We start from the raw sequence: 16,813 nt of genomic DNA on the forward strand, positions 1-16,813 counted from the left end.
CATCGTTGGTCTCCTTGGTGGCTAGTGTGCCCGGGGACCTCTAACTATGGATGGACCAATTTTACGGGGAGTCGACATATAAACCTGATCCATTACTCCACTCGGCCTGCTCGCCATGAAATTCGTCTACATTTTTTGCATGCTGATTGCCGGTTTCTTGCTCGGCGCCGGTGGATTGATACGCTGGGGCGCGTTTCTTGTCGCGCCCGAGAAGCGGCCGTTTCGTTCGACTTGGGACCGGAGGGGATTTTTCATGGCGGCCGCCGGCATCGCCGGGATGATCGTAAGTACAGCAATCTACGAGGCTTCTCGCTGATCTATGCAAGGGTATCAGGCTGGCGCAGCCATCAAGGGCTTTGCCCATGAAGTTGCAGGGCAAACACCGGAGTTATCTTGCGCGCAAATGATGATCTGGGTGAGTTACCTGAGGACTGGGCTCCAGAGCCACTTGGTCCAAGGGCAGATGTCCTGGCTGCAATCGGAAGTTGCGTGCCCGCTAAGGATGCCAGTTTGGCACTAAATTTCCGAGTCGAGGAACCTGAGGATAGCGAGGAGCCGCGGACCATATCCGTATCAGGCGCCTGGGGTTAAAGAGAGGCTGCAATGTTGCAGAGGCTGTGCAACCTGCTTGGTGCGCGGTTCTACGATGCTGAGGCTGGGGATTTCATAGATTTAGTGCAGAAGGGGTGAGATTTACTTAAAAGTCAACCTAGCCCTGTTTCCCATTCCACATCTTCGCCCTCTGCATCCAGAGGCGTTGTAGAGTGGAGCCTATCAATCCACTCAAGCTGTACCCGCTTCACGGGAAGGCTTGATCAAACGTTAGGCCTAAGCGGGGCACTCCGATGAAACTTGCAGCACTCCTGGCCATTGCTCTAGCGAGCACCTTGCTTGCGGCTCCGCTAGCGCATAGCGGCAAGCTCAGGGTTAAGACAGATCAAGTCGTAGACCTGACACGATTCCTTGAGGAGACGCCGCTTGACGAAAGCGCGCCGGCCATTCGCTCGCTCCTCATAGATTGGGAAAAGAAGAGCAAGGATGTAGTCGATTACGTTTGCCCAGGCGTACTTACACCAATTCTAGCGACCGATGTTCCCAACTCCGCAGAGCTATTGGTACAGTTCATTTTTGGAAGCGCCGCGCATCAAATTGGCAACCCAAGCGACAAGGGGAAGGTCGTGCCCGGACAACTCGCTGGGATGCGCAGCATGCTCAAGGCTTATAGAGCGTTTCTTGTGGCGAATCCGGCGGCCCGGATCCCGAGACTAGACGAGCTAACTCAGATGAATGCTGCAGGAACATTGCCGGAGTACCTTGAGCCAATCGTAGTGAAAGAATGCGGCCAAGGTTCTTGAAGCTTAGTCCAATCATTCAAGCCGAAGCCGATCCACGGCGCAGCTCAACTTAGGCGTTAGGCTCACCAGCATGTCTCGCATCGCTAGATACAGAACGGGTTATTTGCTTGTACTTGGCGCGCTAAGCGCGCTGACGTATACCGTGGTCCGCGCTGCAGGCGGCTCCAGCGCTGCATTACTTACGGTCGGCTTCCTGCTCCTCGTGCCTGGCAGACTTCAGGGCTTGCTGCTGCGGCCTCTGTTTCGAGGACAGCGCGCACTTGCTGAAGGCAAGCCTGAGGAGGCGGCCGTCCAGTTCCATCACCAGCTCACTCAGCTCCAAGCACAGCTATGGCGGCGTCTCGCACTCTGGCTAGGCTGGTCTACTTATACTCCAAGCCTCGCTGCCATGGTGACCAACAACCTCGGAGTCGCTTATGCGGCGCGGGGTGAGCTTGAGCAGGCACAAGCTGCCTGGAAACATGCATTGGCGCTAGATCATCTGTACCCGGTTCCGTATGCCAACTTGGCTGCCGCAGCTGCCGCAGCTGCCGCCCGTGGCGCTTCCGATGAGGGGCACTCGCTATTGTGCCAAGCACGGAAGCTGGGCTACGGTGGCGGCCCTTTGGATCAGGCCACGCACCGAATGCAGCAATTACTAGCAGCCGTGGAGTCTCGCGGGCCTGCGTTGTGAGGCTCAATAATTCATCCGTGTCGACGCCGCCTTGCGGCGCTGCTCTTCTGTTGTCTCTCCAGCGTGCTTTGCTTGGTGAGACCCATCCACAGCTTAGACAAGCGTCGATTGAGGCTGATCCCGGGACAAGCGTTGTTCGTTTGCGATTTGAGTACGATGGAGAGCCTTCCAAGGCTGCGCTCGACAGCGGCTCATGCGCTGCAACGGAAGTGATTGCTGACTTCCCGGCGCCGTGGAATTTAGATGATCAGCATGTTTCCGTGGCATATCCACACAAGCTTTCGGCGTTGGCCCATATTGCCTACCGTCGTTGGGAGTCTGAGCATGCTGCCTAGCGGCTAGTCTGTGTCCCGCAATCCGGCGGCGTACAGCAATTCATTCAAGTCGGCACCATTTCGGTGCACGGCGCACTTCGAAACATGGTGTGGTCAGAATGCATGCATGGTCCAGCATTGAAGAGTGGGCGCATGCGTACATCCGCGTTCATGAGGCCGAGGCTTCACTGGATGATTCGCACCCGGACTATCTGGCTGCCTATGAGTTCATGGTGGAGCTGGTCGGTGAAAATGCAGAGCAATGTTGGGCCGGCATTCTTGAGGTAGTTCGGCGCCGGCCAACAGAGCGTGTGCTTGGTATGGTCGCCGCCGGGCTGGTCGAAGACTTGCTCGATGGCTCCGGTGCGGTATTCATTGAGCGCATCGAGGCGCAGGCAGGCACCGATCCCGTCTTTCGCAAGATGCTCCATGGCGCCTGGGAAAGCGGCACGCCAGAGGTCTGGTCGCGGTTCGTGGCAGCTCGTGGGGAGTTCGCAGATGCTGGCTGACACTTCATCGATACCGGGCGACCAAGAACGGTGTCAGCTTCACTTATAAGGCTAAGCTGACCTTGTTTCGCAGTGGCGCTGAGTTGGTGTTGAAAGGTGCTCGTAGACGTCGTGGTGACGTGCAAAATCACGCATGCAATCCATGGCAGTTCCAGCACTCAAATCTGAAACAGTCGCCATGGCGGTGACAGACCGTCGCCACGGCAGACCACCTGCAACGCTACGGTGTGTCATTGATGGGAATGGCCGCTGTGGCGGCAGCGCATTCAAAGAATGTGCGATGGATGAGCAAGCATTTATCCTCCGCCCCACTGGACTGGGCTAGCGCCCAGCGTACCTTCGTTTGGCGGCTAGCCGGCCGTGCCAAACCCTCACACCGCGCGCGGTCGACATGCTACCCTAACCACCGCCATTCTGGCACCGCCATTCTGGCGGAGACTGGCGGAGACGGAACATCAGGTGACCCAGCCGACACCATTGCAAGCGGTGTCAGGGGCTTCTCGCTGAGCCACGCTTAACGCAGGTCGCCCAGAGACAAGCACGTCATTTCAATCACTACCAGGGACGTATTCATCATGAAGCTACGTAGCATTGCCACCACTTTCGCATTGGCTGCAGCTTTAAGCCTTGGCTTGAGCGCTCCAGCGCGCGCCCAGGCGGGAGATCCTTGCTCGGTCTTTCTTTGCATGGCCAGCATGACCGCCCCAAGCAAGCCAGGAGGTCCTGCTTGTGCAGCGCCGATCGCCGTCTTCCATTCCATTCAGATATGGAGCCCCGCCTTCAACCCTTCAGCCACGGCGGCGGCACGCCGGGCATATCTGATGACATGCCCAGGCGTGGTCCCAGTGAATCAGGCCACCTTGGAAGCTATCATCGGGCAGTGGGGCTACACACCTTGACGGGATTCGACCACTAGCTCAGGAACTTACTCCTGAGACGTTGCGTGTATGCCGACACGCCGTGTTCGCCGTGGGCATCGCAATGCTTCTCTATGCAATCGGACTCCTACGCCTCGGCTAGTAGCAAGTGCGTCCGTTACCCTCGTATGGTCGCCCGCAGAAAAGCTGCACTCTGTGTTTTACTTGCTTAGGTGGTCGCATTCACGATGAGCGCGGTAGGCACATTGCACGATTATCCACCAGCCAATGAAAACGGGGTCGGGGTTTACTTGAGGCCCAACCTGACCCCGTTATCCGTAAGCAACGCTACCAGACGGCAAACGGTGCATCGACGGCGAACGTTCAGTCCAATCTGTCTGGAGCTGCAATGCCACCCGAAGTACAAGAACTGCAAGACGCCATTGCGTCGATTCCCGGCATTACCGATGCAGCGGTGGACAAGGTGGATCTTTCTGATGTCACGGAAAGCGACTTCGGTCTTCTTCCGTATGCCGACCTGCCGCTCGGCGCGTTGAAGCGCACAAAGGGAGGCTTGGCCAATGAGCTTGTCATCTCCGTCAACTTTGGTATCACGCGCGATCCGAAAGGCCTCAAGGCACTCGAGTTCCTTTCCTGGTGGGTACGCGATTTGGCACGAGCAGGCGAGCCGATGCAGATCAGGAGTGTTGCGCTTCCACCCATCGGCGAGCAGTTTGGTGCGTCGCTTCGCTTTTGCGTCGATTATTTCTACGCCGATACCGAGCAGGATATCGGCAGGCTACTGTCCAAGGTAGGGACGTTGGCTGATGCACTCAACAGCGCGAAGAGCTTATATCCCCAGGTCGTTGATTCCTGACAACACGTTCAAGCCAAACCCGCCGCCGCAGATGTCCTCGCGCAGCTGCGGACGCAGCGGGCAAGCGGGATTGCCGAGTGTCACCGCATAGACAGGGCTGCCTGTTACCGCCCTTGGCGTGATCTCAAGCTAAGCTGAAGACGCTCGCTTTTCCGGTCCCCGTGTCGTACGCCACCAATGCCTCCTGGAAGGCATCAGCGCTGCAAACGAGGTCGCCGTTACTGCTCCAGATGGCAGACCGACCCGCTCCTATGAAGGTATCGGCGGGGCCTACACAATTCGCCATCAAGACAGTCATGGAATGCGTTTTTGCAATCGTCCGATAATGACTGTAGGCCGATGCCACGCCCCTCTCCGATTTGGCCACGCTTGCCAGGTACACGCCAGCACCTGACGCTGCAGCTTGTTCTGCATGGCTTGCCTGCAGTGACTCGTAGCAAATGGCAGGCGCCAGCACCTGATCTGCGTGTCTGAGAACAAGCTGCTCATCACCGGCGGTAAAGAACGGTAACTCGTCGGGATGTAGCTGCTGTTTGGAGTAGGTGGTGCGCGCCAACCCTGGTTGGAAGCAGATCATGCTGATTTCGGTGCCTTTCGCCCCCTCCGTGGGTACGCCAACAGTGATGAGCATGCCGTACCGGTCACTTGCCAGCTGAAATCGATCAAAGCGTTGATCAGCCGGCTGCACCGCCAGCGCCTGCGCCAATCCGGGTTCGTAACCGGTGAGGGACAGCTCGGGAAAGACCAGCACATCGGCACCCTTGCTCGCAGCCAGGCGAATGACATCGAGGTGCTTACTGATGTTCTCTTCTATTTCGCCAGGCGTTGAAAGGATTTGCGCAGCTGTCAGCTTCATTGCCTGTCTCGTGTCCACGTATTGGGGCTGAGCGTAGCGGATTCGGAAAGGCTGGTAACCATAGTGCGCTTGAAAGCCCGGATATGCTGCTCGAACGCCTAGACTTTCTAAATCGAGACGTCTTGCCTGAATGCCTGTCTTCAGCGCCGGTCTCAGGAGGATGGGTTGACCGGATGGTTACCGGTCTTCTCCAGCGTGATTGGTTATAAATCAGGGTGCGCCGCACCGAAGCAGGCACTCATTTGTTGAGCACTTTGGTTGTCCACACCTGGTCGTAATCGGCATTGTGTGCCTTGGTGAATCCGTTGGCATCACTGCGCCCATCGTCGACTTTCTGGCCATCCTTGTAGATCACGTAATAGCGCCCGCCGGCAGCCTGGTCGCCGTGGTAATTCAGCTGCATCCGGTACACCAGCCTGCTCTCTTCTACTCCTGGCGTCGCCTGCTGCCGTATAACGCTGCTGGCCATTTGCTGTATCTGTAACAGCGGTGTCGTCTGCTGCGGATGGGCCACGACCCAGCGCATGAAATTGGCCTGGTCCGGGGCTGACGCTTGCCCGGACGCTGGCCAGATGTAGAGAAACGTTGCTGGCGTATTGGGTGCCGTGCTGACTGCCGGCATGTGCCACTCGTAGACCTGTTGCTTGCCGTCGGCTGTCGTCATCTCGAGCAGGCGGGCACTGCCTTGCGATGGATTGCCGTCGGCGCCCGATAGTTCACTGATCTGCGCCAGGCCGGAGTCCGGGACGGCGCCCGCCAGTGCCAGCAGCATATCGCGCTGGTTTGCCACTTCCTGTTCGTTCAACGACAGCGAGCGCAGGTAGCGCGAACGCAGACTGAAACGGTAGCGCGTTTCCTGCAGGGTGAATTCTCCCTCGACCCTGGAGGCTTCGTGCCAGTCGTGTCCGGGTGCCAGATTGACGGTGCCGTGCATGACACAAAACCCCTGCTGCGACTGTGCCGCTGGCGGGAAGGGGGATGCGCTGCTACTGATCGAGGCCAGGATTTCCTTGGTGCGCCGTTCGGTGATGTCCTGCAGGCGGCTTATCGCCGTCTTCTGGAAACGAAAGGTGGTGCCGTCGCGATGGGCGAAGCCGGTGACCTCTACGACATTCGGGTCGAGCGGCAGCGCGTCTTCCGCGTGTGCGACGATGACCCTGCCATCGTCCTGCGCCAGCGTTTCCACGGGCTTGATCAGTTGGCGCACCCGGCCATCGCTGGCCGGTGCTTGCGCGTCCAGCAGGCGCTGCGCATAGCTGGCTGCGTCTTCGCGGTAGCTGTCGATGTCGCCCCAGTAAAACTGCGCGGAACTTCCCAGAAAGTGCAGGGGCACATTGGACGTCACGGCAAGCCGCCCGATGCAGTAATTTGCGTTGGCGGTAGTGTTCACCGATGGCGGCGGCGTGTTGGTGGTGGTGTTCGTGCTGCAAGCGGCAAGCAACGCCACGGAAAGAAACAGGAGTGCGCGCAGCGGGCGTGGGGCGGGACGTCTCAACGCAATTCCTTCAAAACAGCAATCGGCAATGATAGATGACGCCGGTCCACGTGCTGCGCCACCGCTGGCCAGGTGATCTGGCGCGTCCTGCTGCTGCCGTGCATTGGCCCTATTGCGAGGTCGAGCGAGCCGCATCCGTTCTGGCCGGTGCAGGCCAACGGAAACCGCACTGCGCCACCTCGCATCGGCTTTTATGCCGCGGTGATAGCGATGGCGTGCCTGCTTCCGTTGGGCGGGGGCGCTTGGGGCTGCGTTGGGATGGGCCGGTGGTTGGAGGTCGCTGTGCGCCTTCCTCTGCGGGAGTGCGGCGCACAGTCTGCCTGCGCTTGCTATGGCTTCTTTCGATACACCCCACCGAAGGACACGTTCATTCCGCCGCATTCCAGGTTGTCGTCGGCCAGCAGCATGTCGCCCAGCAATTGCAGGCGCACCTTGCACGTGTCCTCGTTGACCTCGACGCGGTTGCCTTCTGGATAGCCGCGCGCGGTGACCGAACCGGTGTGCGGACCGCCCGGCGTCTGCTCCGGGTCGGGATAGGCGCTGGGCCAGTACGCATCGCCGTTGACGGTGATGCTGCCGTCTGCGTTGGTGGTCAATTGCAGCGTGTTGTCGCCATAGTGCCAGTGGCCGTTCCACGCCTGCGGTGTGGGCGTGGCCGCGCTTGGCTGCATCTGCAGGCTCGACTGTGCGACCCAACCAGCATTGCCGCCTCCCTTGTTGGGATAGAGCACGCAGACGTAGGCATTGCGGCGCTGCGCCGTCAGGACGATATCGTTCTTGACCACGTAGGCGCGCCCCTGGCATGCGGCCCCGCCCGTGTCCGGGCAACCATCGGTGTCCTTGAGCAGGTACAGGCGCGGCGGGATGACCTTGCCGAGTGAGAACGCCACCGGCGCACTGGTGAACAACCCATTGCGGCAGGTGGCATCGTCGGCCGCAGGCGCGGCGTGGACCAATGGCGAAACGCCCAACAGGGCAAGCATCCAGGCCTTAAGCATGGCAATCACTCCAAATGTGGCGCGGTAGTGTGCGGCAAACCGGGCCGTCTTTCAGCAGAAAAGTGTCACCACACGCCACGCATGCCACAGCCGCGCCGACCCACGTGCAGTTTCACGCCCGCGCGCAAGCGCGTGCCGCCGCGTGCCGCCGCGTGCAGTGCGTGCAGGGTGCGGCGTTGTGTCTTCGCCCCGCAGCCCATGCTTGTGTCTGATTCACTCAGTGGACGTGTATGAGCCCTCTTCACCTGGGCAGGCAGATGCTGCTGTCTTCAATCGAAAGGGAGTGGAGCATGAAACAATCACTGTTGGTCCTGTCCATGGTCGCGGCGCTGGCGCTCGCTGGCTGCAAGCCTGATGCCGACAAGGAGGCTGCAGCGCCTGCCGCGTCCACCGAGCCGACGCCGACCGGTGGCGCGGCGACCCCGACCACGCCGCCTGTGGGCGAAGCCAGCCCGGCGCCGGAAGGCGCGGCGCGCGCGAGCTCCGGAGACGACATCGCCCTGGGCCTGCTCGGGGCGGTGAACAACCACGAGATCGCCGCAGCGAAGCAGGCGCAGGACAAGAAGGTCACCGGCGCGGTGCTCGAGTACGCGAAGATGATGGAGAAGGAGCACACCGAGAACCTGGAAAAGACCAAGGCGCTGGGGACGCTGGCCGAAACCCCGGACGTCAAGAAGCTGGAGAGCAAGGGCGAGCAGGACCTGTCCACGCTGGGGCAGAAGTCCGGCAAGGACTACGCGGCGGCCTACATCGATGCAATGATCGCCGGGCACAAGGACGCGCTGCAGCTGATCCAGACGCAGATGATGACGGTAGCGTCGACCGAGCCGGTCAAGCAGCACCTGACCGAGACCAAGACGCACGTCGAGCAGCACCTGGCGAAGGCGGAAGCCATCAAGAAGGCGATGTGAGCGTGGGCGTGGCAGATCGCTGGTCTGCCACGCCTGGTCTGCAAGCGGCGAGTGAGCGCGACGTCGCCGTTTTCGAGCTTCAGGGACCCGAAAAGGGAATCAGGGAAACAGCGATTCCTCCCACAACTGCCAACAGCGCCAGCACGCTAAGAATTATCGAATACAGACGCCTGGAAAAATTGGGGCGGCGCTGAATGGCCCGAAGAATGGCGATCGGAATTAATGCATAGACCGCACAAAGGGCAATGAAGTACCAGTTGATCTGATAGGAGGAGCCCTTGCCCAGCGTGTTTCCGACTTGAAACAAGACCACTCCACCAACAAGCGACAGGAAAGAGCGGAGCGCAAATGCATTGGTGGTTCTTGTTTGAATGCTCATATCTTCACATCGCTACAATCTGGAATGTTGCCACAGCTGGGTGCCTTACCAATGCGATCTCCTCTTACGCATCCATTGAACGTGATTGCTTCAGTACCAGTGTCATCGCAACGTTGCAATGACGTCAAACGCGCTGCGGTGCCACCACCCAGCAAAATCAGCGATGGCCACTACCCGCAACAATCAATGCGTCCCCACGCTGTGCTTACGCGGTCGCTGCCTTAAGCAACTCGGCTTCGCTGAGGCGCAGTCACAGAACGTGCAATGGATGATGCAGGTGTTTATCCGTCGCGCGATGGGACAACGGCGTGCCGTACGTTCGGCTCAACGTCAGAGGCCCTCAGGAGTCAGACGTGCATATTGAAAGCGTTGAGATCTATTCCGATAGACCTAACATGGCTGTGCTTCGTCATCCTGGGCGAAAGTCTCCAGGAGTTTTGCTGCAAGGAGATAGACTCCATGCGCTGTATCCCTAGGTCGCCGACGCGCTAGCCGGTGGTCCCGATGCTTCTGATGAGCTACAAGCTGTACACAGCAAGCTGCTCAGTCTGCTGGCCCATTACACCTCAGTACTTAGCGAACATCAGCTGCACATTCCTTTCTCCCGGTCCACGGGTGCCTGACAATTCGTCCAGGCAGCTTGCACTTGGCGGGTGGGCTTAACTCAAGCGTCGCATCCTGCTCTCCGGCACGGCTCGGGCTCAGCCTTTGATCCTTTGCCGTTGCAACCGTGGCGATGGCTAGCAGTGCCGCCATGACGTAGCTCCGCATCCTTGCTTTCCTTGCAGGTTGAGGCCCTAGCCTACAACGCTTGGGCGTTGGCCAGTGCTGCCTGAGCCCTCACCACAGCCGCGCTTGTTTGATTTTCGTCAATTCCACCGACACATGAAATTCGCAGGCGGGGTGCTTGACTGCATGGGTCAAGAATCGTTGCGGAGTTGCGCATGAGTGCAGTCACGGTAGGAAGGGTCGACCAGGCCTTGAGTAGGCAGGGGTCGATCCGGACGGGAGTTGGACTGGTGCGTCGTGACCGAGCGCCGGTGGATCTGCGGGGTGGGTCGGCCCGCGTAGTCTCCTTTGTCACGGTGCGTACGCGCGCCGTGGTCTGCTGAGGGGGCGCCATGCGGATCTGTGTTCTCAATGAAGCAACCGGCGAGCAGGCCGGGCTGGAGCAGCGCTGCAGGTCGGCGCGCGAGGCGGGCTTTGATCATGTGGTGCTCGCGCCGCCGTTTGCGCGCGACGCCCAGGGCCGGCTGAGTGAGGTTGCCGGTGCCAGCGAGGCAGACGCACAGCGCCTGCGCGAGGTGGTGCAGGCCGCGCATCGCGCCGGCGTGAAGCTGCTGCTCGACGTGCGCCTGGACGAAGTGGGCGGCGACAGCGCGGTGGTACGCGACAACCCGCAGTGGTTCCGTGCGCGCAGCACGGCGGTGCCGGACCCGCGCCAGCCGCGTGCCACGCCCGAAGTGGCCGAGGCACGTTTCACCTATGCGCAGGAAGGTGCGGCGCTGGTGGAGTGGTGGAGTGCGCGCTTGCTGGAGTGGGCAGCGCAAGGCGTGGCCGGTTTCCGGCTGTTGCAGCCGCAGCAGGTGCCGGCGCAGCGCTGGCGCGAGTTGATCGCGCGCGTGCATGCGCAGGCACCCGAGGTGGTGTTTGCGGCGTGGACACCGGGCCTGGGCATCGAGGCCTTGCAGCAGCTGGCCGGTGCCGGTTTCGATGCGGCGTTCTCCTCGCTCGCGTGGTGGGACGGCCGCGGTAGCTGGTTCTTCGACGAAGACACCGCATTGCGCGCATTGGCGTCGCAGATCGTTGCGGTGGTGGGTGCGCCCGATGGCAAGCCTGCGGCCACTGCCGGGCAGCACTGGCAACTGGCCCAGGCATTGGGCGGGGCGTGGCTGCTGGATGAGACGCAGCTGGAGACATTGCCATTGTCGATCAGGGCGCGCGATGGCGTGCCGCCCAGCAATGCCGGCCTGCGGCTGCGCCCGCTGCTGCGCGAGGGTACCGGCCTGACGGCGGTGGCCATCGAGCCATTGGGCGGCTTGCCGTCGCTGCTGCTGATCAATGGCAATACCGATCATGTGGTGCCGGTGCCGGCGCCGGATCTGCTGCGCCTGCTTGGCGATGCCGAAGCGCTGGTGGGCGAAGACGGCAGCACGCTTTCCGGTGCGACGCTGGAAGCGCTGGAGCCGGGCGAGGTGCGGGTGTACCGCAGCGTGCCGGCGCGGCATGTGCTGGCGGTGCCGCGCATGCGCCCGCGTGCGCAGACCGCGGCCGCCTGGCCGCGTGTGTGCATCGAGTCGGTGACGCCGTCGGTCGATAACGGCCGCTTCCCGGTCAAGCGCACCGTGGGCGACCGCATCTGTGTGGAAGCCGACGCGTTCTGCGATGGGCACGACCGTATCGCGGTGGCGGTGCTGTGGCGTCCGGCCGATGCCAAGACCTGGGCCAGTGCACCGATGCGTGCGCTGGGCAACGATCGCTGGCGCGCGGAGTTCCCGCTGGAGCGCATCGGCACCTATGAATTCCGCGTCGAAGGCTGGCGCGATGTGTTTGCCACCTTGCATGCGGATCTGGAAAAGAAGCGCGCCGCCAACACGGTGTTGCCGGTGGATGTGCAGGAAGCGGTGGCCGTAGTGCAGGCCGCGCACGCACGCAGCACCGGTGCGTTGGCCGAGCGCCTGCAGGCCATCCTGACCCGCATCGGTGCGCAGAGCGAGCCGCTGCAGCAGCTGGCGATCGTGCTGGAGCCGGACACCGCGCAGGCGATGGCAGCAGCCGACGACAAGCCGTTCCGCTCCGAAACCCCGGTGACCTTCCGGGTGGAATCGGAGCGGCGTGCGGCGCATTTTGCCAGCTGGTACGAATTGTTCCCGCGCTCGCAAAGCGGCGATCCGCAGCGGCACGGGACCTTCGACGACGTGATCAAGCGGCTGGCGCATATCCGCGCGATGCACTTCGACGTGCTGTACATGCCGCCGATCCACCCGATCGGGTTGAACAACCGCAAGGGCCGCAACAACTCGGTCACTGCGGTCGACGGCGAGCCGGGTAGCCCGTACGCGATCGGTGCCAGCGATGGCGGGCATACCGAGGTGCATGCCGAGCTCGGCGGACTCGATGGCTTCCGCCGCCTGATCCAGGCCGCGCGTGCGCATGGGCTGGAAGTGGCGCTGGATTTTGCCATCCAGTGCGCGCCGGATCACCCATGGTTGAAGGATCACAAGGACTGGTTCACCTGGCGCGCGGATGGCTCGATTCCGTATGCGGAGAATCCGCCGAAGAAGTACCAGGACATCGTCAACGTCGACTTCTACGCCAGCGGTGCGGTGCCGGACCTGTGGAACACGCTGCGCGATGCGGTGCTGTTCTGGGTCAACGAGGGCGTGACGCTGTTCCGCGTCGACAACCCGCATACCAAGCCGTTTCCGTTCTGGGAGTGGTTGATTGCCGACATCCGCGGGCGCCGGCCGGACGTGGTGTTCCTGTCGGAGGCCTTCACCCGGCCGAAGATGATGTACCGGCTGGCCAAGTGCGGCTTCTCGCAGTCCTACACCTACTTCACCTGGCGCAACCACAAGCACGAGCTGCAGGAATATGTGGAAGAGTTGAACCAGGGCGTGCCGCGCGAATGCTTCCGCCCGCATTTCTTCGTCAATACGCCGGACATCAATCCGCTGTTCCTGCAGACCAGCGGGCGTAACGGCCACCTGATCCGCGCCGCGTTGGCGACCACGCTGTCGGGGCTATGGGGCATGTACCAGGGCTTCGAGCTGTGCGAGGCCACGCCGCTGGCGCCGGGCAAGGAAGAGTATCTGGACTCGGAGAAATTCCAGCTGCGTGCCTGGCCCGAGCGTGCGCCCGGCGACATCGTCGATGAGATCACCCGCTTCAACCAGCTGCGCCGCATGCATCCGGAACTGCAGTCGCACCTGGGGACGCGCTTTTATCAAGCGCACAACGACCAGGTGCTGTACTTCGGCAAGTTCCTGGATGCCGGCTACCTGTCGCGCAGCCGCAGCATGGTGCTGGTGGCGATCAACCTGGACCCGCAGGCGGGCCAGGACGCGGACATCGAAATTCCGTTGTGGGAGTTGGGCCTGACCGATCACGCCAGTGTCGCGGTGGACGATCTGTGGGACGGCCATCGCTTCACATGGCAAGGAAAACAGCAACACATCCGGTTAGAGGCGACGCGGCCGTTCGCGTTATGGCGCATCCGCGCAGGAGAGGTCGCATGAATGCAGTCCCATCGTTACAAGCCGACGCGGAACAGTCCGCGGTGGTGGCAGATCAGCTTTGGTACAAAGACGCGATCATTTACCAGGTGCACGTCAAGTCGTTCTTCGACTCCAACGACGATGGCATCGGCGATTTCCCGGGCCTGATTTCCAAGCTGGATTACATCGCCGAACTGGGCGTGGACACCATCTGGCTGCTGCCGTTCTACCCCAGCCCGCGCCGCGATGACGGCTACGACATTGCCGAATACATGGCGGTGCATCCGGACTACGGCAGCATCGAAGATTTCGAGCAGCTGGTGGCGCAGGCGCATGCACGCGGCATCCGCATCGTCACCGAGCTGGTGATCAATCACACTTCCGATCAGCACTCCTGGTTCCAGCGCGCACGCAATGCGCCGGCCGGCTCGCCGGAGCGTGACTTCTATGTGTGGTCGGACACCGACCAGGAATACGAAGGCACGCGCATCATTTTCTGCGATACCGAAAAGTCCAACTGGACCTGGGACCCGGTGGCCGGGCAGTACTTCTGGCACCGGTTCTATTCGCACCAGCCGGACCTGAACTTCGACAACCCCGCGGTGCTGGAAGCGGTGCTGGAAGTGATGCGCTTCTGGCTGGACCGCGGCGTGGACGGCCTGCGCCTGGATGCGGTGCCCTACCTGATCGAGCGCTCCGGCACCTCCAACGAGAACCTGCCGGAAACCCACGCGATCCTGCGCAAGATCCGCGCCACGCTGGATGCCGAATATCCGGACCGCATGCTGCTGGCCGAGGCCAACATGTGGCCGGAAGACACCCAGCAATACTTCGGCCAGAACGCCGACGAATGCCATATGGCGTTCCATTTCCCGCTAATGCCGCGCATGTACATGGCGATCGCGCGCGAAGACCGCTTCCCGATCACCGACATCATGCGCCAGACCCCGGAGATTCCGGAGAGCTGCCAGTGGGCGATCTTCCTGCGCAACCATGACGAGTTGACGCTGGAAATGGTCACCGACTCGGAGCGCGATTACCTGTGGCAGACCTATGCCGCCGATCGCCGTGCGCGCATCAACCTGGGCATCCGGCGCCGGCTGGCGCCGCTGCTGGAGCGCGACCGCCGCCGCATCGAATTGATGACCTCCCTGTTGCTGACCATGCCCGGCACGCCGGTGCTGTATTACGGCGACGAGATCGGCATGGGCGACAACATCCATCTGGGCGACCGCGATGGCGTACGCACGCCGATGCAATGGTCGATCGACCGCAATGGCGGCTTCTCGCGCGCCGACCCGGCGCAGCTGGTGCTGCCGCCGGTGATGGACCCGCTGTACGGCTTCCAGGCCGTGAACGTGGAAGCGCAGATCCGCGACCAGCATTCGCTGCTGACCTGGACCCGCCGCGTGCTCAGCGTGCGCAAGCGCTACCAGGCCTTCGGCCGCGGCACCCTGCGCTTCCTGTACCCGGGCAACCGCCGCATGCTGGCCTACCTGCGTTGCTTCCAGGACGAGACGGTGCTGTGCGTGGCCAACCTGTCGCACACGCTGCAGGCGGTGGAACTGGATCTGTCCGAGTTCGAGGGCCGCGTGCCCGTGGACATCATCGGCGGCGGCAGCTTCCCGCCGGTCGGCCGGCTGACCTACCTGCTCACGGTGCCGCCATTCGGCTTCTACGCGTTCCAGCTGGTCAGCGAAGGCACCTTGCCGGATTGGCATGTGCCCACCCCGGTGCCGCTGCCGGATTACCGCACGCTGGTGTTGCGCAGCGATACCGACGAGAGCAACGCATTGCTGCCGCATCTGGCCACGTTGGAAAGCGAGATTCTGCCGGCCTGGTTGTCGGCACGGCGCTGGTTCTCGGCCAAGGATCAGGCGCTGAAAAACGTCCGTATCTCGCGGCGCACACCGCTGCCGGGCAATGAGCCGATGAGCTTGCTGGAGCTGAACGCGGAGCTGGAAGACGGCCGCCACGAGAGCTACATGTTGCCGATCGGCATCGTGTGGGAGCGCGACCATCCCAGCACGCTGGCCGAGCAGTTGGCACTGGCGCGTGTGCGTCAGGGCCGCGAGGTGGGGTATCTCACCGACGCGTTCGCCCTCAAGCCGATGGTGCGCGGAGTGATCGATGCGCTGCGCGAGAATTCCACGCTGGAGTTCCGCGATGGCGACGATGCCTCGCAGCAGGGCCAGGTGCGCTTCGAGGCGACCCCGGCGCTGGCCACGCTGGATATTCCGCAGGATCCGGAGATCCGCTGGCTGTCGGCCGAGCAGAGCAACAGCTCGCTGGTGGTTGCCGACAAGGCGGTGTTCAAGCTGCTGCGGCATGTGGCCAACGGCGCCAATCCGGAGATCGAGATCGGCCGTCGCCTGACCGAGATGGGCTATGCCAACGCCGCGCCCCTGCTGGGCAGCGTCAGCCGCATCGACGCGCAGGGCACCATCACCACCATTGCGTTGTTGCAGGGCTTCATCCGCAATCAGGGCGATGCCTGGCGCTGGACGCTGGACCATCTGGCACGCAGCTTCGACGAGTACGCGACCGCGCAGACCGACGAGTCGCGCGCCGAAGCCGTGGCCGGTTACGACGCGTTCGCTGCCGTGGTCGGCAAGCGTCTTGCCGAGCTGCACGAAGCCTTGTCGCGCGATACCGACGATGCCGACTTCGCCCCGCAGCGCATCGACCTGCCGACCGCCAATGATGTGGTGGCCGGCGTCGCGCGCCAGGTCGAACAGATGTGGGAGACGGTCAACGCACGCCTGGCCAGCAGCGACGACGCAATCGAACGCGACGCACTGGAAGCGTTGCTGGCCGAACGCTCGCAGCTGGAGGCCTTGCTGGCCAAGGCACCGGGCGTGCTCGCCGAGTCGTTGTTGACCCGCGTGCACGGCGACTTCCATCTGGGCCAGATCCTTGTGGCGTTCGACGATGTGATCCTGATCGACTTCGAAGGCGAGCCGGCCAAGCCGCTGTCCGAACGGCGCGCCAAGGCCAGCCCGCTACGCGATGTGGCCGGCTTCCTGCGCTCGCTCGACTACGCCAGCGAAGTGTCGGCACGTGGCGAGGAAGGCACCGCCGCACGCGCGGGCGTGGGCGTGGACACGCATCTGGACGAGTTCCTGGTGCAGTTCCGCCGCCGCTCCACACAGGCGTTTCTGGATGCGTACCATGCCGTGCTCGATGCCAGCACGCACCCGTGGATCGCGCCGGCGGCGTTCAATGCGGCCACCTTGCTGTTCCTGGTGGAGAAGGCCTGTTACGAGGTGCGTTACGAGGCCGCCAACCGCCCTGGCTGGTTGATGGTGCCGATCGAGGGCTTGCGACGCATCCTGCACCGCGCGCGCGCTGGTGTGGGAGACACATGATGAG

The 16,813-nt window shown here is 62.1% G+C and carries 13 protein-coding genes; 8 read left to right on the plus strand and 5 right to left on the minus strand.

Annotated elements, in window-relative coordinates; all coding sequences use genetic code 11:
• Positions 1–115 precede the first annotated feature (115 nt).
• The 3 genes from LL972_RS02965 (at position 116) to LL972_RS02975 (ending at position 2,851) form a co-directional block, all read left to right on the plus strand.
• The gene (locus LL972_RS02965; RefSeq protein WP_057679210.1) at positions 116–316 is read left to right on the plus strand and encodes a hypothetical protein; all 201 of its coding nucleotides are present in this window, start codon (positions 116–118) and stop codon (positions 314–316) included.
• A gap of 529 nt (positions 317–845) precedes the next feature.
• On the plus strand, positions 846–1,355 hold the full coding sequence (locus LL972_RS02970) for a hypothetical protein (protein WP_228326318.1): 510 nt from the start codon (positions 846–848) through the stop codon (positions 1,353–1,355).
• Between the two features lie 1,106 nt (positions 1,356–2,461).
• Positions 2,462–2,851 carry a DUF6869 domain-containing protein gene (locus LL972_RS02975; RefSeq protein WP_184380725.1) on the plus strand — a complete coding sequence of 130 codons (390 nt, stop codon included), beginning with the start codon at positions 2,462–2,464 and terminating at the stop codon, positions 2,849–2,851.
• 514 nt (positions 2,852–3,365) lie between these two features.
• On the opposite strand, the gene LL972_RS02980 is transcribed toward LL972_RS02975, so the two are convergent.
• Positions 3,366–3,611, minus strand: coding sequence for a hypothetical protein (locus tag LL972_RS02980; protein ID WP_172454355.1), 246 nt, complete (start codon positions 3,609–3,611; stop codon positions 3,366–3,368).
• Between the two features lie 506 nt (positions 3,612–4,117).
• On the opposite strand from LL972_RS02980, the gene LL972_RS02985 reads away from it, so the two are divergent.
• A complete protein-coding gene (locus LL972_RS02985; RefSeq protein ID WP_228326319.1) occupies positions 4,118–4,585 on the plus strand; it encodes a hypothetical protein in 468 nt (155 codons plus the stop codon).
• A 124-nt stretch (positions 4,586–4,709) separates the two neighbouring features.
• Here LL972_RS02985 and LL972_RS02990 read toward each other — a convergent pair whose 3' ends face one another.
• From LL972_RS02990 to LL972_RS03000, 3 genes are all read right to left on the minus strand, one after another.
• Positions 4,710–5,441 (minus strand): carbon-nitrogen hydrolase family protein, encoded by a 732-nt coding sequence (locus tag LL972_RS02990; RefSeq protein WP_228326320.1) that lies wholly within the window; start codon positions 5,439–5,441, stop codon positions 4,710–4,712.
• 238 nt (positions 5,442–5,679) lie between these two features.
• Positions 5,680–7,071: a hypothetical protein gene (locus tag LL972_RS02995; RefSeq protein WP_228326321.1), complete on the minus strand. Its 1,392-nt coding sequence runs from the start codon at positions 7,069–7,071 to the stop codon at positions 5,680–5,682.
• Between the two features lie 194 nt (positions 7,072–7,265).
• Entirely contained in the window at positions 7,266–7,934 is a 669-nt protein-coding gene (locus LL972_RS03000; protein ID WP_228326322.1) for a hypothetical protein, read from the minus strand.
• A gap of 257 nt (positions 7,935–8,191) precedes the next feature.
• On the opposite strand from LL972_RS03000, the gene LL972_RS03005 reads away from it, so the two are divergent.
• The gene (locus LL972_RS03005) at positions 8,192–8,845 is read left to right on the plus strand and encodes a DUF4142 domain-containing protein (protein ID WP_228326323.1); all 654 of its coding nucleotides are present in this window, start codon (positions 8,192–8,194) and stop codon (positions 8,843–8,845) included.
• Positions 8,846–8,924: 79 nt separating this feature from the next.
• Here the strand turns inward: LL972_RS03005 and LL972_RS03010 are convergent, their stop codons facing one another.
• Positions 8,925–9,224, minus strand: a complete 300-nt coding sequence (locus LL972_RS03010; protein ID WP_228326324.1) for a hypothetical protein — start codon at positions 9,222–9,224, stop codon at positions 8,925–8,927.
• A 353-nt stretch (positions 9,225–9,577) separates the two neighbouring features.
• Between LL972_RS03010 and LL972_RS21740 the strand changes: the two genes are divergently transcribed.
• From LL972_RS21740 to treS, 3 genes are all read left to right on the plus strand, one after another.
• Positions 9,578–9,700: a DUF6959 family protein gene (locus LL972_RS21740; protein ID WP_429002107.1), complete on the plus strand. Its 123-nt coding sequence runs from the start codon at positions 9,578–9,580 to the stop codon at positions 9,698–9,700.
• Positions 9,701–10,345: 645 nt separating this feature from the next.
• Positions 10,346–13,462: a maltotransferase domain-containing protein gene (locus tag LL972_RS03015; RefSeq protein ID WP_228326325.1), complete on the plus strand. Its 3,117-nt coding sequence runs from the start codon at positions 10,346–10,348 to the stop codon at positions 13,460–13,462.
• Positions 13,459–16,809 (plus strand): maltose alpha-D-glucosyltransferase, encoded by a 3,351-nt coding sequence (gene treS, locus LL972_RS03020; RefSeq protein ID WP_228326326.1) that lies wholly within the window; start codon positions 13,459–13,461, stop codon positions 16,807–16,809. The genes LL972_RS03015 and treS overlap by 4 nt, the downstream gene beginning before the upstream one ends.
• The last annotated feature ends 4 nt before the right edge of the window (positions 16,810–16,813 follow it).

This window comes from Xanthomonas campestris pv. asclepiadis (assembly GCF_020784175.1).
GTDB classification, from domain to species: Bacteria; Pseudomonadota; Gammaproteobacteria; order Xanthomonadales; family Xanthomonadaceae; genus Xanthomonas; species Xanthomonas campestris_D.